This window comes from Mesorhizobium sp. M2C.T.Ca.TU.002.02.1.1, assembly GCF_003997225.1.
Genome location: NZ_RZTO01000003.1, coordinates 13,312 through 33,003 on the forward strand (window position 1 = coordinate 13,312; position 19,692 = coordinate 33,003).

17 protein-coding genes and 1 pseudogene are annotated in these 19,692 nt (G+C 63.1%); 11 read left to right on the top strand and 7 right to left on the bottom strand.

Features of this window, described 5'->3' with window-relative positions; all coding sequences use genetic code 11:
* Positions 1-77: 77 nt before the first annotated feature.
* The 3 genes and pseudogenes from EOD07_RS00390 to EOD07_RS00400 all read left to right on the top strand — a co-directional run bounded on the left by EOD07_RS00390 (position 78) and on the right by EOD07_RS00400 (position 4,407).
* Positions 78-2,109 (top strand): annotated as a pseudogene (locus EOD07_RS00390) (YgiQ family radical SAM protein).
* Positions 2,110-2,423: 314 nt separating this feature from the next.
* The gene (locus EOD07_RS00395) at positions 2,424-3,470 is read left to right on the top strand and encodes a thymidylate synthase (RefSeq protein ID WP_164771995.1); all 1,047 of its coding nucleotides are present in this window, start codon (positions 2,424-2,426) and stop codon (positions 3,468-3,470) included.
* Complete coding sequence (locus EOD07_RS00400; protein WP_127233476.1) at positions 3,463-4,407, top strand: hypothetical protein; 945 nt, start codon at positions 3,463-3,465, stop codon at positions 4,405-4,407. Before EOD07_RS00395 ends, EOD07_RS00400 begins: the two co-directional genes overlap by 8 nt.
* Here EOD07_RS00400 and EOD07_RS00405 read toward each other — a convergent pair.
* The 6 genes from EOD07_RS00405 to EOD07_RS00425 all read right to left on the bottom strand — a co-directional run bounded on the left by EOD07_RS00405 (position 4,404) and on the right by EOD07_RS00425 (position 10,161).
* Positions 4,404-5,519: an ImmA/IrrE family metallo-endopeptidase gene (locus EOD07_RS00405; protein ID WP_164771996.1), complete on the bottom strand. Its 1,116-nt coding sequence runs from the start codon at positions 5,517-5,519 to the stop codon at positions 4,404-4,406. The genes EOD07_RS00400 and EOD07_RS00405 overlap by 4 nt on opposite strands.
* A complete protein-coding gene (locus EOD07_RS37490) occupies positions 5,516-5,836 on the bottom strand; it encodes a hypothetical protein (RefSeq protein WP_164771997.1) in 321 nt (106 codons plus the stop codon). Before EOD07_RS37490 ends, EOD07_RS00405 begins: the two co-directional genes overlap by 4 nt.
* 128 nt (positions 5,837-5,964) lie before the next feature.
* A complete protein-coding gene (locus tag EOD07_RS00410; protein WP_127233478.1) occupies positions 5,965-6,765 on the bottom strand; it encodes a hypothetical protein in 801 nt (266 codons plus the stop codon).
* A 371-nt stretch (positions 6,766-7,136) separates the two neighbouring features.
* Positions 7,137-8,447, bottom strand: coding sequence for an RsmB/NOP family class I SAM-dependent RNA methyltransferase (locus tag EOD07_RS00415; protein ID WP_206519403.1), 1,311 nt, complete (start codon positions 8,445-8,447; stop codon positions 7,137-7,139).
* Positions 8,448-8,563: 116 nt separating this feature from the next.
* Positions 8,564-9,325, bottom strand: a complete 762-nt coding sequence (locus EOD07_RS00420; RefSeq protein ID WP_127233480.1) for an SDR family NAD(P)-dependent oxidoreductase — start codon at positions 9,323-9,325, stop codon at positions 8,564-8,566.
* Positions 9,326-9,390: 65 nt separating this feature from the next.
* Positions 9,391-10,161: an SDR family oxidoreductase gene (locus EOD07_RS00425; RefSeq protein ID WP_127233481.1), complete on the bottom strand. Its 771-nt coding sequence runs from the start codon at positions 10,159-10,161 to the stop codon at positions 9,391-9,393.
* Between the two features lie 492 nt (positions 10,162-10,653).
* Between EOD07_RS00425 and EOD07_RS00430 the strand changes: the two genes are divergently transcribed.
* Together EOD07_RS00430 and EOD07_RS00435 are read left to right on the top strand one after the other, a co-directional pair.
* Complete coding sequence (locus tag EOD07_RS00430; protein WP_127233482.1) at positions 10,654-11,520, top strand: hypothetical protein; 867 nt, start codon at positions 10,654-10,656, stop codon at positions 11,518-11,520.
* A gap of 99 nt (positions 11,521-11,619) precedes the next feature.
* Positions 11,620-12,477 carry a hypothetical protein gene (locus EOD07_RS00435; protein ID WP_245469704.1) on the top strand — a complete coding sequence of 286 codons (858 nt, stop codon included), beginning with the start codon at positions 11,620-11,622 and terminating at the stop codon, positions 12,475-12,477.
* 6 nt (positions 12,478-12,483) lie between these two features.
* On the opposite strand, the gene EOD07_RS00440 is transcribed toward EOD07_RS00435, so the two are convergent.
* Positions 12,484-13,686, bottom strand: coding sequence for an ROK family transcriptional regulator (locus EOD07_RS00440; RefSeq protein WP_127233484.1), 1,203 nt, complete (start codon positions 13,684-13,686; stop codon positions 12,484-12,486).
* Between the two features lie 213 nt (positions 13,687-13,899).
* Between EOD07_RS00440 and EOD07_RS00445 the strand changes: the two genes are divergently transcribed.
* From EOD07_RS00445 to EOD07_RS00470, 6 genes are all read left to right on the top strand, one after another.
* Entirely contained in the window at positions 13,900-15,138 is a 1,239-nt protein-coding gene (locus tag EOD07_RS00445; RefSeq protein WP_127233485.1) for an extracellular solute-binding protein, read from the top strand.
* Positions 15,139-15,325: 187 nt separating this feature from the next.
* A complete protein-coding gene (locus EOD07_RS00450) occupies positions 15,326-16,210 on the top strand; it encodes a sugar ABC transporter permease (protein ID WP_127233486.1) in 885 nt (294 codons plus the stop codon).
* On the top strand, positions 16,210-17,055 hold the full coding sequence (locus EOD07_RS00455) for a carbohydrate ABC transporter permease (RefSeq protein ID WP_127233487.1): 846 nt from the start codon (positions 16,210-16,212) through the stop codon (positions 17,053-17,055). Before EOD07_RS00450 ends, EOD07_RS00455 begins: the two co-directional genes overlap by 1 nt.
* A gap of 2 nt (positions 17,056-17,057) precedes the next feature.
* A complete protein-coding gene (locus tag EOD07_RS00460) occupies positions 17,058-18,074 on the top strand; it encodes an SIS domain-containing protein (RefSeq protein ID WP_127233488.1) in 1,017 nt (338 codons plus the stop codon).
* Positions 18,074-19,012 carry a PfkB family carbohydrate kinase gene (locus EOD07_RS00465; RefSeq protein ID WP_127233489.1) on the top strand — a complete coding sequence of 313 codons (939 nt, stop codon included), beginning with the start codon at positions 18,074-18,076 and terminating at the stop codon, positions 19,010-19,012. Before EOD07_RS00460 ends, EOD07_RS00465 begins: the two co-directional genes overlap by 1 nt.
* Positions 18,999-19,692: ABC transporter ATP-binding protein (locus EOD07_RS00470; protein ID WP_164771998.1), on the top strand; the 694-nt coding region annotated here is incomplete at its 3' end. The genes EOD07_RS00465 and EOD07_RS00470, both read left to right, overlap by 14 nt.

The window sequence follows — 19,692 nt, forward strand, 5'->3', positions numbered from 1 at the left end:
TCAAATTGACAACAGCACCCAGGCCCCAGATCGAGGTTAATTGAATTCGCTTTGGCGGCGTCCTATACGTCGGGACGATGGAAACCATAGCCAGCGCCCAGCAAGTCATCGCTCCCCTGTCCGGCAGCAAGCCTCCTGCCGGATCGGCAGCGCCGTTCCTGCCGATGAGCCGCGTCGAGATGACGGCGCTCGGTTGGGATGAATGCGACATCGTGCTCGTCACGGGCGACGCCTATGTCGATCATCCGAGCTTCGGCATGGCGATCATCGGCCGCCTGCTCGAATCCCAGGGCTTCCGGGTCGGCATCATCTCGCAGCCCGACTGGCAGTCGGCGGAGCCGTTCAAGGCGCTGGGCAGGCCGAGACTGTTCTTCGGCGTCACCGGCGGCAATGGATTCCATGGTCAACCGCTACACCTCGGACCACAAGATCCGCCGTGACGACGCCTATACGGCGGGCGGTGAGGGCGGCAAGCGGCCGGACCGCTGCACCATCGTCTATACGCAGCGCTGCCGCGAGGCCTACAAGGACGTGCCGGTGGTTTTGGGCGGCATCGAAGCCTCGCTGCGCCGCATCGCCCACTACGACTACTGGTCCGACAAGGTGCGCCGCTCGATTCTGGCCGATGCCAAGGCCGACCTGTTGATCTACGGCAATGCCGAGCGCGCCGTCGTCGAGGTGGCGAACCGGCTCGCCGCCGGCGAGACGCCACGCCAGCTCGATTCCGTCAGGGGCGTCGCCCTGTTCCGCCGCGTGCCCGAGCACTTCACTGAGCTCCACGCAGACGATCTCGATTCCGCCGACGAGGGCGCGAGCCGCAAGCCCGGCGACATCGTGATCCGGCTGCCGTCCTTCGAACAGGTCGAGGACGATCGCGACGCCTATGCCCGCGCTTCGCGCGTGCTGCACCGCGAGGCCAACCCCGGCAATGCCCGCCCGCTCGTCCAGCGCCATGGCGACCGCGACCTGTGGCTCAATCCGCCGCCCATCCCGCTGACTTCCGACGAGATGGACGCCGTCTACGACCTGCCCTACGCGCGCGCGCCGCACCCGTCCTATGGCGATGCCAAGATCCCCGCCTGGGACATGATCAAGTTCTCGGTGACGGTGATGCGCGGCTGCTTCGGCGGCTGCACCTTCTGCTCGATCACCGAGCACGAAGGCCGCATCATCCAGAACCGCTCCGAGGGCTCGATCCTGCGCGAGATCGAAAAGATCCGCGACAAGACCCCGGGCTTCACCGGCGTGATCTCCGATATCGGCGGGCCGACCGCCAATATGTACCGGATGGCCTGCAAGGACCCCAAGATCGAGGCGGCCTGCCGGCTGCCGTCCTGTGTGTTTCCCGACATCTGCCCCAACCTCAACACCTCGCATGACGACCTGATCCGGCTCTATCGCAAGGTCCGCGAGGTCAAGGGCGTCAAGAAGGTGATGGTCGCCTCCGGCGTGCGCTACGACCTGGCCGTCAAGAGCCCCGAATATGTCAAGGAACTGGTGACCCACCATGTCGGCGGCTATCTCAAGATCGCGCCAGAGCACACCGAGCGCGGCCCGCTCGACAAGATGATGAAGCCCGGCATCGGCGCCTATGACCGCTTCAAGGAGATGTTCGACGCAGCCGCCAAGGAAGCCGGCAAGAAATACTATCTCATTCCGTATTTCATCGCCGCCCATCCCGGCACGACCGACGAGGACATGATGAACCTGGCGCTCTGGCTGAAGAAGAACCGCTACCGCGCCGACCAGGTGCAGACCTTCCTGCCTTCGCCCATGGCGACCGCGACGGCCATGTACCACACCGGCGTCAACACGCTGAAAGGCGTGCGGCGCGGCGCGACCGACAAGGTCGAGACCGTGCGCGGCGCGCGGCAGCGCCGCTTGCACAAGGCATTCCTGCGCTACCACGACCCCGACAATTGGCCGCTGCTGCGCGATGCCTTGAAGGAAATGGGCCGCGCCGACCTCATCGGCCCCCGCCCCGACCAGCTCGTGCCCGCCCACCAGCCGCCCGGAACCGGCAAGGCCGCCGGCACGAAGCGTCCCGTGCGCCCCATAGGCAGGGGACAGAGGTTCACCACCAAGGGCGTGCCCTTCCCGAAGAAGTGAGGCGTAACGTTCCGCCAGCATGGCTGATTTGCCGAGTGGCGATCCGAGCCACAAGCAGATTCGCTTTCGCCGGCACATGGGCGCCTCATGCCGGCCGTAGAGACCAACTTTCCACTCTCCGGCAGCAGATATAGCCGGCGACGGCGTTTGGACTGTGCTGGGACGTTCCGCCTCCTGAAGCCAAATGCTCCGTCTACTTCTCGGCTATTCCGTCCAAAAGCACCGGCTGTGAATAAATGCTTGGCGCGTTTGTCTGGATCGAATTAACTCTAGTATTATGCCTTTTGATCAACGGAAACGATTCCAGCCATTTGATGTTCCACGCGTCCGCCGACAACATCGACGATCTGATGCGGGCCGTATTCACAAGGCTCCTTTCGGGAAATCGAGAGAATAATCGCGTAAGGTCCAAGAAGGGGGACAGCACCGAGGTCTTCGGCGCGTTGCTTCAATTGAGCAACCCCAGAGCTCGCCTGGGTAGGTCCATGGTACGCTCCAAAGTTTACAGCGCTATAGGGGAGCTCGTGTGGTATCTATCCGGTAGCGACGCTCTTGAGCAGATCCAGTACTACATAGAGAAATATCACGAGTTCTCCGACGACGGCGCGACGCTCAACGGAGCGTACGGGCCTAGAATATTCTCTAGAAGTAGATGCATGACGGTGGGGCCGGCGTCGGACGAGTGGCAACGCGTAATCGACGTCCTGAAGGCCCGAAGCGGCTCGCGGAACGCGGTGATCCAGATTTACGCGAATGCTGATGGTAACAAGGAAACAAAGGACGTCCCGTGCACTTGCACGATCCAATTCGCCATTCGCAACAAGCTTGAGATGCATGTGCACATGCGGTCCAACGACGCGTATCTAGGTCTTCCGCACGATGTCTTCGCCTTCACCATGATGCAGGAAATCGCGGGCAGGGAACTTGGAGTCGAAGTCGGGCGATACCAGCACTCGGTGGCCAGTCTGCATCTTTACGACGACGAAGAAGATCCCGGAGGGCTCAAGTCTCGCACGTTGGCGCAGAAGTATCTCGATGAGGGCTTGCACGACACAGTTCCCATGCCGGCCATGCCCAAGGGAGACCCTTGGACATCGATACGCGAGTTGGTTCAGGCAGAAAACCAACTTCGGTTGGGCAACCTCGAGTACGCTCCACCCCCTTGGCTTGATCCGTATTGGAATGACTTCATTGTCCTGCTTCGCGCGCATGCGATGGCAGTGAAGGACGGAGAATCTGCGAACCTCGAGGGGCTGTTGGACAACATCCATGCTCCCGCTTACCGACTCTACATCCTGGACCGCATCGCGAAGCGGAAACTGCCCGCCGTCACAAAGGATTTCTTCAAGAACGATGACTAAGATACCACGAGGAGCGCATAAGGATCGTCCGAACGATCTGCTCGAAAGACTCGCTCAGTACGAAGCCGACCTCGGGCCGCTTCCCGGTGTGGTCGATCCCGCTTGGCGCAAGACACTGATCTATCAGATGGTCTCCAGCCTGCGCCGCATCGAATACATCAACGCGCTGCACCTTCGGCCAATCGCTGCGGATCGCATCGACCCATACCTCGCCGATTTCGATCCGCTTAGAGGCGCGATCTTTCTGCTCCGGAAGGGGGAATTGGAAGAAGCTGTCTGGATGACTTTTATCGCTACCCATTTCGGGAAGCATGTAAGGGACGGTTGGAAGCTGGCCGCGAACGTCTTCGGTTCGTTTGGCCAGGGTCCGGTCTGGACGGCCGACCAATACGGGGCTGCACGGCCAAGGTTCGAAGCGATGCTGGCGGCCAACCAGCAAGCGCTGGCCGATCCGGAATTGTCTGGGCGCTTCTCGAACCACCGACAATACCAAAGCAAGAACGCCGAGTTGATCGCTCGCGTGTTCCGGAGTTTCCACGAATGGCAATTCGAAGCGGGGGGATTCAGCGCCAGAACGAGGCAGGTACATCTGGAAGTCGGCCAGGATCCGACCGCCACATTCAATGCACTCTACCTGTCAATGAAGGCCGTTTACGGGTTCGGAAGACTCGGCAAGTTTGATTTCCTGACAATGGCGGGCAAGCTACAGCTGGCGCCTATCCTCCCCGGAAGCGTTTACCTGCCCGGGGCCACGGGGCCGCTTGCCGGCGCCAAGCTGCTGTTCCATGGAGACCGAAAATTCAGAACTGGCGCGACAGGTCTCGGCAAACGGGTCGATGGCTTGGACGACTACTTAGAGGTGGGCAAGCAGGTGTTGGAAGACAGTCTCTGCAATTGGCAAAAGCATCCCGATAGGTACGTCTATTTCAGGGGCTAGAACTCGACAAGTTCGGGGACGTAGGGGTCGCTTGTCCAGCGATACCGATGCTTGAGAAAGGATAGCTTCCCGTGCGCGATGGCACCGGCGCGCTCAAGCTGCCCGACGACCACTCCTGCCGTTACTCTTGCGGCACGCGCCGCGTCGACCACCAGCTTTGCCGATATCGCTCGCCGCGCCAATAAGGGCTCTCTGATCTCATCCGGGAGTAGTAAGGTCTGCGCGTAGGCATTCGCCTCGGCCTCCTGCCTTTCCGTGTCGGACCCCATAGTCTCGGAGCCCTCGCCATCAATGTGGTTCTCGCCATGGAGAAGCACATGCGCGGCCTCATGAAAGAACGTGAACCAGAAATGATCCTCCGAAAGATGCCTGAAGCTCAAGTGGATAACTGGCCGACCGGCTGAGTCGAACCACGAAGCGCCGCTCGCGCGACATCCCTCGGGAGCTCGTGCCGTAGTCACTAGGACGCCGACCTTTAGACATGCCTCGCGTAGTCGCTCGAGCATGCGGGAAGGCTGCTTAAAGGCCGAGAGTCTTTTTAACGAAGGCAGTATCTGCTTGAATCGCGTGCGATCGAACTTGACTGCGGAGGTTGGCAGTTGAACTTCACCAGCCCTTAGCCAAACCAGCGTCGCCATCCCATCTGAAGCGAAGGCAAGCGAGGTCCGAAAGGCTACCGCGCCCACCCCGGAGGAATAGCGCAGCCCCCAATTTTGCAGGGAATCGCAATCGAAGAAAGCCAATAGATCCTTCATCTGCGCCTGCCTCGTTCGGCTGTCCTTCGGCAACCAGCCGAAACGGCGCATGGAGGACAAGGGCATCGATTGGAGCCAGTTGTTGGCATCCATTACATCGGTCTGCCCGAGCCGCGCCAACTCGCGGATGTAATCCTTATCCCGTGCCAACCAGAACCGTGCCGTTGACCCCAGGTTGTCCGCAAGCACGGCCGCCATTTCCTTGTTCAGCCTGTGCCGCCCGCGCAACAAGGAGTCGAAATCTTCGGCCGAAAGGTTCATCGCGTCAGCGAGTTCAGCGGCATCGATCTCACGCATTTTCATCACGCGGGCTATCGTGGCGCCAGGTGGAGACGCCCAATTCGGCTCGACGGTCATATTAGCTTCGCCCCTTCCTTGACGATGCGCACCAGTTTTATCCTGTGAGTGGTCGACCAGCTCTCCTGGTCGACCAAGCCATTTGCGAGAGGCTGAATTTCGAGAATGCATCCCGATGCCAACGGGTATTGCAGCAGCAATGGACTGCCCCCAATAACTGTTGGAGACTCGAGGAGTTCGCCTAAGTACATCGCATTCCTCATGTCGGCAATGAGACTCAAGAATGCATCTGCGAGCTCATCGCCGAGCTTCTTCCGAGCCGAATTTCGGTCGCCGGCAATCTTACGCATTGACGGTAAATCGTAGGTGAGTTCCAAGACCAAACGCCCGTAGAAGAGCTGCCTCCGACAAACAACGCACGTTCGCACCTACGAATCATGAGGGCCGTCGTCGAGCACGACGATATACCGGTTTGGGTCGTTCGTCGCGAGCCGGCAGGCGTACATCACGAATTTCCATCGGAGGGCACGCCGATATTGGAGCGATACTGTCCGGGCAGATTCCGTGTCTCTTCAAGTGCCTCCAGGAGATGCTTGCATTGCCATGTTGCGGATACCGCCAGCCGCTTGTAGTACTGCCGTATACCTTTGACTTTAGCGTCTTCGTTTCTAGGATCGGGGTAAAGGTACTGCACGCCAGTGCCGTTGGGATGCGCTATTTCCGATAGCCTGTCATAGACCGCTACCATTGAGAGCAGATCGGCATGGCTCTCTATCGGTTCGCCGTTGGCACGCGATTGTCGTATCTTGTCCAACCCAGAAAAGATTCCAAATTTGCGATCCAAGTGCGCGACGTACTCGGCATCTAACTTGTGGAGATGCCGGATGGCATCCATCACGTGGATCGGTTTCGGATCGCGGCCGGCCACTCCTGCGAAGAAGCGCGTCAAGCGCTGTTCCAAGCGCTCCCTGTTCGCTGCCCGAACGCAATCAGCCATCTCACTCAGGAAGAGTGAACCCATTGCGATCGTTTCAATAAGAGATCTCCCAATGATCGCTGCAGGAATGATCTCATCGGCTTCGAGAAGAAGATAGATCGACTCCAGCAGGTGGACGCCTCGCCTAGCGTAGGACTGCCGCAGTTCCATGAGCGAGAACAGTTGGGTGCCGCTGGGATCGAATGCGAAAACCATATCCTCCGAGGCGAATTTGCGGAGGTCATCCTCGATCTGGATGTAACGGGCTTTCGCAAGTGCATTGCCGTAGATCTGCTCTATAACCGCACGACGAGTCACTTCTTCCACCATTTCGATACGACGCCCACGCCGCCAGCGCAGTCGCTTCCTCAGGATCGTTCACCTTGTCCAGCCGCGGAAAAGCGCAGGCTCCGGCTCGCAAGGATCTTCTTAGGCTTTCGACCGAAGTGTACTGATACAGCGTCGCCGGTTGTTGTTCGATGCCCGTGAGATCGAACATGAAATCGTCGGTGTAAAAGCCTTCCCGCCCATTAGCCATCGCTTTGCGCCCTTATGTGAAACTATGATTCTTTATCCGCTCGCTAATGTCGCAATCAAGATGATGCTCTGCGCACAAGCTCGCCTCTCGGCCTCTGATCAAAATAACCGTTTGGCCAGTCGATTGCCCGAAAGCTGCCCGACTGCTCCCGGTCCCATTCGGATCATTCAAGAAATGGATCGCGAATGGCTATGGGCGGCCTCGCTTGGGAGCGCGCCTCCTCTCGCCGCATAACAGCGGCAAAGAAACCGTCGGTGTCGTTGCGGGCGGGCGTCAGCGACAGGTAGTGCGAATGGGATGAATTGGTCAGCCGCGGCGCGGCCTCGTTGAGCGGCACGACACGAAAAGCGGGATACGCCGCAAGGAAAGCGGCCACCTGCTCCTCATTCTCTTCCGACAGCATGGAGCATGTCGCGTAGACCAGCCGTCCGCCGGGCTTCACCAGGCGCGCCGCGCTCGCCAGGATCCGGCCCTGCAACGACACGAGATTGTCCAGGCCCTGTTCCTCCGGCGCGCGCCAGCGTGCATCGGGATTGCGTCGCCAGGTGCCGGTGCCGCTGCATGGCGCGTCGACCAGCACGCGATCGAAACCAGCCTTGTGGCGTTTGATCCACCGATCCGTCTCGCCGGCCAGGAGCCGGGTCTCGATATTGTGCAATCCTGCCTGCCGGAAGCGTTCGGCGCCGCGCTTCAAACGGCCTTCCATGACGTCGCAGGCGACGACATGGCCCTTGTTGTTCATCTGCGCGGCGATGGCCAGTGTCTTGCCGCCGGCTCCGGCGCAAAAATCGACCACGCGCTCGCCCGGCCGGGCATCGACCAACATGGCGACAAGCTGCGAGCCCTCGTCCTGGATCTCGACCTCACCGCTCTTCAGCATCGGCAGGCTGGCCAGCGAGGGGCGCTCCTGCACGCGAATGCCGTAAGGAGCCATGGCCGACGGCTGCGCCCGCAGGCCAAGGTCCTTCAGCGCGCCAAGCATGGCCTCGCGTGTCGACTTGATCGGATTGACGCGTAGGTCGAGCGGCGCCGGCGTCAGAAGCGCGGCCATCTCTTGGCCGAACGCTTCCTTGAAACGGCGTCGCAGCGGATCGGCCGCCCAGGGCGGACATTCGAGGCGCACCTCTTCCGGCATGCCGGGATGGTCGATCGTGGATCCCTGCAATTTGACCAGCAGCGCGTGCTCTTGACCCGTCAGGATCGCAGGCGCGAATTTCACGCCATTGAACAAGCGTTCGATCTGATCGGGCGTCCTGCCTTCCTTGAGCGTCAGCCATGCAAGCAGCCGGTTGCGGGGCTTGTCCTCGCGCCCATGCCTGGCTAGCCACCAGCCAAGCCGCGCATGATGTCGCAGAAGCGCATAAAGCAGCTCCAGAATCTGGCCACGGTCGGTGTCGCCGATATAGCGCCGGGCCCGAAACCAGGCCGAGACGACGGCATCCGCGGGACGCGGAACGCTATCGACTTCATCCATAAGTTCGATTGTGGCTTGCAGGCGGGCGGCAGGGGTCACGGAACGACGATCGGGTTGAAAAAACGCCTGTATAGGCGACAGAACTGCCCCTGACTATTGGTCGCGCGTCCCAGCGCTCATCCCTTGCGCTCCTGCAGGATGTTGCCGCCGTCCACGACCAGCACCGCGCCGTTGACATAGCTCGCCGCGTCGGAGGCCAGGAATAGCACGGCGGCCGCGACTTCCGCGGGGCTGCCGGCGCGGCCGAGTGGCGTGTTCCGGGCAGCGACGAGCTCTTCCGGCGTCGAGGCGCCCGTCGCGATCCAGCCTGGCGCCACGGCGTTGACCGTGACGCCGCTGCGGCCGACCTCCAGGGCGAGCGCATGCGTCAGCCCGATCAAGCCGGCCTTGGCCGCCGAATAGGCGGCTTCGCCTTCGTTGGAAACGTAAGGCCCCGTCACCGAGGCCATGTTGACGACGCGCCCATGGCCGCGCTCCACCATGCCGGCCAGGAATCCGCGCGTGCTCAAGAAGGCGGTCTTTAGGCTGACATCGATGCCGCGATCCCAGTCGCTTTCGCTGAGATCGAGAAACCGCCGCTGCAATGCCGGCTGGGCAACGGTGCCCATCCCGGCATTGTTTACCAGGATGTCGATTTCGCCGGTTTCGGCGCTTAGCCGCTCGACATCACTGGAAAGCGTCAGGTCGGCCACGACAGCGCTTATATCGAGCCCCTCCCCCCGCAATTCCTCCGCGCGTTGCTCGACGCGTGCGGAGGAAGCGGTGATGACGACCGAAAGACCGGCCTCGCCCAGCGCCCGCGCGGTTGCGATGCCGATGCCGTCGGCGGCGCCCGCGCCGGTCACCAGCGCCCTGCGAGACTTGCGGAACACGATCATTTCTTCTCCACCGTTAGGATGCCGGCAGCCACTACAGGCAATCGCGATGAAACCGATCCCTGGGTTCAATAACCGGCACTGACGCCGAAATCGATCGAAAGCGCGGCCCCGGTGATCGGCGCCGCGCCTGGCTGGCAAAGATAGTGGATGAAGGAAGCGATCTCTTCCACCTGGATGAACCTTGCTTTGTCGCCCTGCGGATAGTGCCCGAGAAGCCGGCGCTTGTAGCCGTCGGGGTCGTCTGCGCCATAGGTCTTGGCCTGATATTCGATCATCGGCGTCGCCGTGTCGCCGGGGCAGACGGCGTTGACCCTGATGCCTTGCGGGGCGAGTTCCAGGGCAAGAGCCTTGGTCAAGAGCACCAGCCCGCCTTTCGAGGCGCAATAGACGGACGCCCCGTTGTTGCCGACGATGCCGGCGTCGGACGCGATGTTGACGATCACGCCCTGCGCCGCCGCCAGATGCGGGATGGCCGCCGAGATCAGGAAGAACGCGCCCTTGAGATTGACGTCCAGCACAAGGTCCCACTGGTCTTCTGCGACCTCGCTCGCCGGTCCCTCGAGCCAGACGCCGGCGGCGTTGACGAGGATGTCGAGCGCCCCGCCCCAGTCCCTGGCCTTGCCCACCAAGTCGCGGCAGGCGGCGACGGAGCGGATATCGAGCGGCAAACCGATCGCGTCCGCCCCGGTCGCGGCAATCTTCGCCACGGCGGCGTCGAGCCTGGGACCGGCAAGATCGGCAAGCGCGATCCGCTCGCCGTCAGCTGCGAAACGCAGCCCGGTCGCGAGACCCATTCCCCCGGCGCCGCCGGCGATCAAGACCGTCCTGCCAGCCATTCGCTAACCTCCACGCAACGCAGTTCGGCAAAGCAACCACGTCATTGGGCCATGTCGCATGGACCAGCCAGGCAAAACAATGATCTCAGCGCGTCGTGCCGCGCGATCATCCCAATTCGAGCGTCGTGATGCCGAAAACCGTCGACGGGGCATTGCCGGGCTCGCCGCCCTTGTACATGCGTGTCGTCGCAAAACCCCGGAAACGGGCCGGCAGGCTGCTCAGCCAACGGCAAGGGCAGACATATCTAAGATCGTCCCCGGTGGTCCGGCGGAAACAGCCCACGCCGGTGGCGCGCTCATCGGGACTCGTCAATTCAACGCGGGGCTGCGGGTCCGACTATTATTGGGACGGGTTTCGCGAACCGATGCAAAGAGTTAGCAACGAATTCACCACCTAATCGTTCGTTGTCCCAATGGGCAACTGGACACGACCGGCCAAGACTGGGAATCTTCATTTGTCGTTGCTTGGAATCGCATGGAGTGCCGCAAGGAATGCCGCTGAGTGCCGCAGAGATCGCCCGTCATCCGGCAGCGCTTCGCAGTGTGCAGGAACAGTCGCGCGCGCTCATCCGTGTCTACGAAACGACTCCGCGGCTGGCCGCCGTCTTCGCCACCCAGCAGCGCTGGCTGCTTGGCCATGTCGGCCTGGCGTTGCATTTCCGGCGCGATCCCAACGACCGCCGCACAGAGATGACGATGGCGCGCTTCATCGAGGCCGTGCGCCGCCATTCGGTGGCCAGCCGCAACACCGCCGAAGCCTTCGTCAAGGAGATGCTGCATTACAACATCGCCGAATATATCTCGGCCGGCGGCGACGGCCGCGCCCACCCCATGCAGGTCACGGCGGCCACCATCGAGACCTTTACCAACTGGATCTACGCGCATCTGAGAACGCTCGACCGCATAGATGGCGGAACCCGGCTGGCGGCCTTCCTCGATCAGCCCGAAATGCTCCCCACCCTGCAGCCCCTGATCGCCGACGGATTGCTCGCCAGCGACGGCGTGCGGGAGCCCGGACCGACTTTCTCGTTATTTATCTGGCTGAACAACGGCGGCATCGTCATGGACTGGCTGATGTCCGGCATCGATCCGGAGGACGCCCATCTCGACAGGATACCGACCAGCGTCATTTCGGTCGGCGAGTTCGCGCACTGGCTGAAGCTCTCCCGCACGCATCTGGCGCGCAAGCTGCATGATGCCGAGGCGCTCGGCAGCATCGGCTGGGTCGGCCAGCGCGGTCATTCCGTGATGTGGGTTTCGAGGGCTTTCTTCGACGAATACATGGCCGTCCAGGCAGCCAAGCTGGCCGTCGTCGACGAAGCGTTCGAGGCCTGTCTCTCAGCTCTGAAAGAGCGCTGACCACCGCAACGGCGCGGCCCCGCTGGCGAGTGCGGGCCAAAACTGCTATCCGCAACGTGCGAGCATACAGCATCTTTGGGTGGAAGCTGGGAGGGTGCGTTGACCTACGAAGACATTGCCGGTCACCCGGCATTGCCCGCTTGCGTGCGCGCACAGGCCTTGGCGATGCAACAGGCCTATCAAGGAAACCCGCGGGCTTCCTCGGTCTTTGCCACCCAGCAGCGCTGGCTGATGGCCCATATCGGTCTTGCCTTGTATTTTCGCAGGGACCCCAGCGACTACCGCAAGGAACTGACGGCGGCGCGTTTTGTCGACGTCACCGTCCGGCATGCGGTGGCGAGCCGGAACACGGCTCATGCCTTCATCAAGGAAATGCAGCACTACAATTTCATCGAGGTCGGGCCGGCGGGCGACGACGGCCGCATTCGCCCTTTGCGGCTGCCCGCCATCACCCTGGAGCCGTTGATCGGCTGGATCCATATGCATCTAAGCACGCTCGATGCTCTTGACGCCGGGCACCGGCTGGAAACATTCCGGGCACGGCCGCAATTGCTGGCGCAATTGCAGCCGTTGATCTCGGACGGGCTGGTTTCCTCCGTGCCGGTGCGCGAGCCGCAACAGACTTTTTCGCTGTTCACCTGGCTCAACAATGGCGGCGTCGTCATGGATTGGCTGATCTCGGGCGTCGACCCTCAGAATGCCGGCCAGGAGCGTATACCGACCGGTGTGCTGTCGATCGGCGATTTCGCCAGATGGCTGAAGCTGTCGCGCACCCACCTTGCGCGCAAATTGCGCGATGCCGAGGCGCTTGGCAGCGTCGGCTGGCTGGGGCAGCGCGGCAATTCCGTCATGTGGATCTCGAACGAATTCTATGGCGAATACCTCACCGCGCAGGCGGTCAAGCTCGCCATCATCGACGCGGCTTTCGCCGCCAGCACCACGCAAGCGATGGACTGACCGGCTCTATCCGGCCTTCAGGATAGCGGAAAAACGCGGATCGAAAGCCCGGCTGATCGGCTCTGCCGCGGCGCCCACCGCGATCGCCCAGGGATCGGTGGTGCCCAGTTGCAGCCGCGGCAGGCGCCGGACCGGCCGGTCCGCGATCGACGGCAGCAGCGGATGCATGGCCTGAAGCAGGAGCCGGGCCAGGGCCTCGGGCGCGCTGCTGGTGAGGATGACGGTTTGCGGGTCGAAGATCGTTTCGATCAGATGCACGCTCCAGCGCAGGTCGGACGCGGCTCTTTCGACCCAGCTTATGACCCTCGGGTCTTGCGCGAGCGCCAGCGCGCCGAGCGTCTCATAAAGCCCACTCTCGGTGGGGTCGAGGCCGAGATGCTGATAGAGCGAGGCGAGCGAGGCGCGGTGCTCCAACGGCGTCGAGCCGGGTCCGGCCGGCGACAGCAATGCCCTGCCGATCTCGCCGGCATTGCCGTTGCCGCCATTGTAGAGCTCGCCGTTCAGGATAAGCCCCGCGGCGATGCCATAGCCGACATAAAGGCAGACCGCATGGTCGACGCCGTGCGCGGCACCGACGATGCGCTCTGCCGTGGCGCACGCAGCGGCATCGTTCTGCAGCCCGACATTCAATCCGGTGCCGGCGGCAAGCGTCTCGAGCAGCGGGAATTGCTGCCAGGCGGGCATCATCCATTTGTCGTCGGATTCCCTTAGGCCGAACGGCCCCGGCATGGCGACGCCAAGGCCGACCAGCCGCCGCTCGGACTGGGCGAACAAGGAAGCCAACTCCCGCCTGACGCGGTCGACTAGGCCGAGGATGATCTTGACGCCGGCTGATGGCTCGTCGAGTGGCAGACCTGCCTCGGCGCGCGCGATCACCTTGCCGACGAGGTCGACCACCACGACGCGCGTCAAATGCCGGTCGATCTGCAGCCCGATGGCGAACGCCCCTTCGGGTACCAGCCGATAGGGCGTGAAAGGTTGCCCCCTGCCCTTGCGCACCGCATCCAGGGCCACGACCAGGCCGTCCCGCTCGAGATCCTCGACGATGTTGGAAACCGCCTGCTTGGTGAGCTGCGTCGCCCGCGCCAGGTCCGCGCGCGACAGCGCGCCGTTGAGCCGCAGCGCCTCGATCATGACGCGGCGGTTATGCGCGCTGGTACCCTCCTGGTTGGTGCCGCTCTTGGCACGGATCGGGCTGATATCGTGCACCGTCGCTTCCCCTCTTGACTCCATTAAAGGATTGATCGACTAATTAAGTCAAGCGAATTGACTTAATAGGTGAGGCCCGCGCGGCTCTACAAAAAGACGGCAAGGCTTTCGGGCTCCGCCGCACGCCGCTGAGGACGGATCCGGTCACGCGAAGCGAATTCGAGGAAGCGGCTGGCCGCTCCCTTGCAGATGTCTAAAATGGGAGAAAGACAAATGCTGAAATCGATCGGTAAGACACTTCTGGGCGCGGTGTTCGTCGGCGGGCTGTTCGTCCCCCACGCCTTCGCCGAAACCACCTTGAACGCGCTCTTCATGGCGCAGGCCGCCTACAGCGAGGCTGACGTGCGCTCGATGACGGAGGCTTTCACCAAGGCCAATCCGGACATCAAGGTAAACCTCGAATTCGTTCCCTATGAAGGCCTGCACGACAAGACCGTGCTCGCCCAGGGATCCGGCGGCGGCTATGACGTGGTGCTGTTCGACGTCATCTGGCCTGCCGAATACGCCACCAACAAGGTGCTGGTCGACGTGTCGTCGAAGATCACCGACGACATGAAGAAGGGCGTGCTGCCCGGCGCCTGGACCACCGTCCAGTATGACGGCAAGTATTACGGCATGCCGTGGATCCTCGACACCAAATACCTGTTCTACAACAAGGAAATCCTGGAAAAGGCCGGCATCAAGGCGCCGCCGAAGACCTGGGAGGAGCTCGGCCAACAGGCCAAGATCATCCAGGACAAGGGGTTGCTGAAGACGCCGATCGCCTGGAGCTGGTCGCAGGCCGAAGCAGCCGTCTGCGATTACACCACGCTGGTCAGCGCCTATGGCGGCGACTTCCTCAAGGACGGCAAGCCCGACTTCCAGAATGGCGGCGGCGTGTCGGCGCTGAAATACATGGTCGACAGCTACAAATCGGGCCTGACCAATCCGAATTCCAAGGAATTCCTGGAAGAGGACGTCCGCAAGGTGTTCGAGAACGGCGACGCTGCGTTCGCGCTGAACTGGACCTACATGTACAACATGGCCAACGACCCGAAGGATTCGAAGGTCGCCGGCAAGGTCGGCGTCGTGCCGGCGCCGGGCGTCGCCGGCACCAGCGAGGTGTCCGCCGTCAACGGCTCGATGGGCCTCGGCGTCACGGCGGTGTCGAAGCATCAGGACGAAGCCTGGAAGTACATCGAGTTCATGACCTCGCAGGCGACGCAGAACCAGTATGCCAAGCTCTCGCTGCCGATCTGGGCCTCGTCCTATGACGATCCGGCCGTCACCAAGGGCCAGGAAGAGCTGATTGCCGCCGCCAAGCTCGGTCTTGCGGCGATGTATCCGCGCCCGACCACGCCGAAATACCAGCAGCTCTCGACGGCGCTGCAGCAGGCGATCCAGGAATCGCTGCTCGGCCAGACGACGCCAGAGGACGCGCTCAAGACCGCCGCCGAAAACAGCGGCCTCTGATCTGGCGTTCCTCGACGCGGGCGGCCTCATCGACGAGCGCCGCCCGTGCTATTTCGAGAGCAATTCCAGGAAAAGTGTGAAGCGGTTTTCCGTCCGGAATTGCGTTAAAACAAAGAGATAGAGCGGTTCGCCGTTTCCGTGAAACGGTGAACCGCTCTGACCGGATGACGGGAGAGAGGCGCCTCTGATGTCAGGCACCTGGATGACGACTCGCGCGTGGCTGTTGATGCTGCCGCTTCTGGTGGTCATGGTCGCCGTTATCGGTTGGCCATTGGTCGATACCGTCAGGCTTTCCTTCACCGACGCCCAACTGGTCGGCACGGCGGGCAACTATGTCGGCTTCGACAACTACACCAAGTTGCTGACGAGCTCGAATTTCACCCGCACCCTGGTCACCACCACCTGGTTCGCCGTCATCTCGGTCGCCGCCGAGATGGTGATCGGCGTGCTCGCGGCCCTCCTGCTCAACCAGGAGTTCCGCGGCCGTGCCGTGTTGCGCGGACTGATGATCCTGCCCTGGGCGCTGCCCACCGTCGTCAACGCGACGCTCTGGCGGCTGATCTACAATCCCGAATATGGGGCGCTGAACGCGGCGCTGACGCAACTCCATCTCATCGACGACTATCGTTCCTGGCTGGGTGAGCCCGGCACGGCGCTCGCGGCGTTGATCGTCGCCGATTGCTGGAAGAATTTTCCGCTTGTCGCGCTGATCGCGCTCGCCGCCCTGCAGGCCGTGCCGCGCGACATCACCGCCGCGGCGCTTGTCGACGGCGCCGGGCCGTTCAACCGCTTCCGTTTCGTGATCCTGCCCTATCTTGCGGGCCCGCTGATGGTGGCGCTGGTGCTGCGCACCATCGAAGCCTTCAAGGTTTTCGACATCATCTGGGTGATGACACGCGGCGGCCCCGCCAACAGCACGCGCTCGCTGTCGATCCTCGTCTACCAGGAAGCCTTCTCCTTCCAGCGCGCCGGCTCCGGCGCCTCGCTGGCGCTGATCGTCACCTTGCTCGTCACCGTGCTCGCCGTCGCCTATGCGACGCTGGTGAGGAAAACCGCCGGGAGCGCGACCTGATGGAACGCAGAAGCCCGGTCTTCACCGTCTTCGTCTATGCCTGCGCCATCCTGCTCGCCGCCGTGATCCTGGCGCCGCTCGCCTGGCTCTTCGTCATGAGCATATCGCCGGCTGCCGATCTTGCCGCCAAGCCGCTGCGCTGGTGGCCGCAGGCGGCCGATTTCTCCCGTTACGCGCAGCTTCTGTCGAGGGCCGAAAACAGCGCCGGCGCGGCCTTTACGTCATCGCTGCGCAACAGCCTGGAGGTCGCCGGCATGGCGACTCTTGCCGCTGTCGTCCTTGCCGTGCCCGCCGGCTGGGCCGTCTCGCGCACGCCTTCGGTCGGCTGGTCGCTGTCGATGGTGATCGCCACCTACATGCTGCCGCCGGTGGCGCTCTCCGTGCCGCTTTATATGGGCCTGTCCTGGCTCGGCCTGCTCAACAACGTCTTTGGCCTGGCGCTGATCTATCTGACCATCCTCGCGCCCTTCACCACCTGGCTGATGAAATCGGGCTTCGATTCCATCCCGCGCGAGATCGAGGCCGCGGCGATGATCGACGGGGCGGGACTGCTCCAGACCTGGCGCATCATCACCTTGCCGCTGGCCGCGCCCGTCGTGGCGACATCGGCGCTGTTTGCCGTGCTGCTGGCCTGGGATGAGTTCTTCTACGCCCTGCTCTTCACCTCGGACCAGCGGGCAAAGACGCTGACGGTCGCCATCGCCGATCTCGCCGGCGGCCGCGTCTCCGACTACGGACTGATCGCCACCGCTGGCGTGCTCGCGGCCTTGCCGCCAGTGATGATCGGCCTCGTCATGCAACGCGCGCTGATCTCGGGCCTGACCAGCGGCGGAGTGAAAGGATAAAGATGACTGGAGAAAAGAAACGCCCGGCCGGGCTCGTCGCGATCGACCGCGAGATGGCGCGCCAGCATCAGGATGCGCTTGCCTCGTTCGAGAGCAATCAGGAGGCAGCCGCCAAGGTCGCCGCTTCGATCAGGAAGACCGGTCGGCTTGTGCTGCTCGGCATGGGCGCCTCGCATGCCGTCGCCCGCGCCGTCGAGCCACTCTATCGCGCCCATGGCATCGACGCCGTCGCGCTGCCGCTGTCGGAACAGCTCGGACAGCCGCTGCCGCTTGAAGGCAGGACGGTGATCGTCACCTCGCAGTCGGGCGAAAGCGCCGAGGTGCTGCGCTGGTTCGCCGAGACCGGCGGTCGCGCCGAAACCTTCGGCCTGACGCTGGAAAAAGGCTCGTTCCTCGGCCGCACGGTGCCTTGCCTCGTCGGCGCCGGCGGCACCGAGCTCGCCTTCGCCGCGACCCGCAGCCTGACCGTGACCTTCGCCCTGCACCTCGCCATCCTGGCCGCGCTTGGCGACGATCCCGGCGCCGCGCTTGCCGCGCTGAAAGCTCCGGAAACGGCCGAGATCGATGCCGCACTCGCGGCGCTGAGAACGGTCGCGACCATCGTCACGTCCGGCCGCAAGCTTCAAGGCGTGGCTGAAGCCCTTGCGCTCGGCTTCACCGAACTGTCGCGCCTGCCTTGTTTCTCGCTCGAAGGCGGCCAGCTGCGCCACGGGCCGATGGAGATGCTGGGCCCAAGCATTGGCGTCGTGCTCTTCCGAGGCAACGACCCGACCGCCGACCTCGTCACAGCGATGGCCGTGTCCGTTGTCGAGACCGGCGCGCCGCTGATCGTGTTCGACGCTTCGGACAAACCACCGGTCGCTGGTGCCGTGACACTGGCCTTCAAACCCGCCGCGGGCCTGGCGGCGGTCTTTGCCATGCTGCCGGTGGCGCAGCGCCTGATGATCGCCTTCGCCGATTTCCGTGTCGAGAACGCCGGAACGCCGGTGCGCACCACCAAGATCACCAGGAGCGAGTGATGCGGCCGCTTGCGGTGATCGGCAACGTCAATGTCGACCTGATCGTCGGCCCGGTCGCGCCTTGGCCGAAGGCAGGGACAGAGACCGTCGTCGACCACGACGATCTGCGCGTCGGCGGCCAGGCCGGCAATACGGCGCTTGCCTGGCGGGCGCTGGGCATCGACTTCGAGATCGCCGCCAATATCGGTGACGACCAGTTCGGGCGCTGGCTGCGCGAAGCCTTCGGAGGCCGGGCGCAAAATTGGCCGGTTCGTCCAGAAGGCACGACATTGTCGGTCGGCATGACTCATCCCGACGGCGAGCGCACCTTCTTCACCACGCGCGGCCACCTGCCCCGCTTCAGCCTGGCCGACGTGCTCGCCGTGCTGGACGGCAATCGGCTTTCCGGCGGCTATGCGCTGCTCTGCGGCTCTTTTCTCACCGACGACCTGACGCGCGATTACGATGCCTTCTTCGACTGGGCCGAGGCGCACCGCATCGCCGTCGCGCTCGACACAGGCTGGCCGATCGACGGCTGGACCGAGGCGAACTGCGCCGCTGCGCGCAACTGGCTGTCGCGCTGCGAACTGGCGCTCTTCAACGAGGTCGAGACGACGACATTGGCCGGTCTCGCAAGTCCGGCGGAAGCGGCGCGCAAGATCCGCGACGGCATGAGGAATGGCGCGACGGTCGTCGTCAAGCGTGGACCCGACGGCGCGATTGCCATCGGCGCCGACGGCAAATTCATCGAAGTGCCTGCGCCGCGCGTCACCGTCGTCGACACGATCGGCGCCGGTGATGTCTTCAACGCCGCTTTCCTGGCCGCGCTGGTGCAAGAGCGGTCGCTGGAGGACTGCCTCTCCGCCGCCATTCAGGTGGCGTCGCGCGCCATCTCAACCCTGCCCCGCGACTATGGCGGGCCAATCCAGTTCGAGGATGCCGCCCATGAGCGCGCTTGAAATCCGCGATGTCCGCAAGAATTACGGCAGCGTCGAAACGCTGAAAGGCATCGACATCGCGCTTGAGAACGGCGAGTTCCTGGTGCTGCTCGGCTCCTCGGGCTGCGGCAAGTCCACCCTGCTCAACATCATCGCCGGTCTCGCCGAAGCAACCAGCGGCGACGTCAAGATCGGCGGGCGCTCGGTGCTTGGCGTGCATCCGAAGAACCGCGACATCGCCATGGTCTTCCAGTCCTACGCGCTCTATCCGAACCTGACCGTGCGCCGCAACATCGGCTTCGGCCTGGAGATGCGCAAGGTTCCCGCCGCAGAGCGCGACAAGGCGGTGCGCGAGACGGCGAAGCTTTTGCAGATCGAGAATCTGCTCGACCGCAAGCCCGGCCAGTTGTCCGGCGGCCAGCGCCAACGCGTCGCCATCGGCCGCGCGCTCGTGCGCAAGCCGCAGGTCTTCCTGTTCGACGAACCGCTCTCCAATCTCGACGCCAAGCTGCGCCTGGAAATGCGTACCGAATTGAAGCGCCTGCACGAAATGCTGCGCACCACGGTCGTCTACGTCACGCATGACCAGATCGAGGCGATGACGCTGGCGACCCGGATCGCGGTGATGCGCGACGGTCGCATCGAACAGCTCGGCACACCGGAGGAGATCTACAGCCACCCGGCGACGCTCTATGTCGCCG

Excerpts from the sequence above, each read along its gene's own strand:
- EOD07_RS00395 (WP_164771995.1), top strand. The coding sequence starts at position 2,424 with ATGTTCCACGCGTCCGCCGACAACATCGACGATCTGATGCGGGCCGTA.
- EOD07_RS00400 (WP_127233476.1), top strand. The coding sequence starts at position 3,463 with ATGACTAAGATACCACGAGGAGCGCATAAGGATCGTCCGAACGATCTG.
- EOD07_RS00405 (WP_164771996.1), bottom strand. The coding sequence starts at position 5,519 with ATGACCGTCGAGCCGAATTGGGCGTCTCCACCTGGCGCCACGATAGCC.
- EOD07_RS00410 (WP_127233478.1), bottom strand. The coding sequence starts at position 6,765 with ATGGTGGAAGAAGTGACTCGTCGTGCGGTTATAGAGCAGATCTACGGC.
- EOD07_RS00415 (WP_206519403.1), bottom strand. The coding sequence starts at position 8,447 with ATGGATGAAGTCGATAGCGTTCCGCGTCCCGCGGATGCCGTCGTCTCG.
- EOD07_RS00420 (WP_127233480.1), bottom strand. The coding sequence starts at position 9,325 with ATGATCGTGTTCCGCAAGTCTCGCAGGGCGCTGGTGACCGGCGCGGGC.
- EOD07_RS00425 (WP_127233481.1), bottom strand. The coding sequence starts at position 10,161 with ATGGCTGGCAGGACGGTCTTGATCGCCGGCGGCGCCGGGGGAATGGGT.
- EOD07_RS00430 (WP_127233482.1), top strand. The coding sequence starts at position 10,654 with ATGCCGCTGAGTGCCGCAGAGATCGCCCGTCATCCGGCAGCGCTTCGC.
- EOD07_RS00445 (WP_127233485.1), top strand. The coding sequence starts at position 13,900 with ATGCTGAAATCGATCGGTAAGACACTTCTGGGCGCGGTGTTCGTCGGC.
- EOD07_RS00450 (WP_127233486.1), top strand. The coding sequence starts at position 15,326 with ATGTCAGGCACCTGGATGACGACTCGCGCGTGGCTGTTGATGCTGCCG.
- EOD07_RS00455 (WP_127233487.1), top strand. The coding sequence starts at position 16,210 with ATGGAACGCAGAAGCCCGGTCTTCACCGTCTTCGTCTATGCCTGCGCC.
- EOD07_RS00460 (WP_127233488.1), top strand. The coding sequence starts at position 17,058 with ATGACTGGAGAAAAGAAACGCCCGGCCGGGCTCGTCGCGATCGACCGC.
- EOD07_RS00465 (WP_127233489.1), top strand. The coding sequence starts at position 18,074 with ATGCGGCCGCTTGCGGTGATCGGCAACGTCAATGTCGACCTGATCGTC.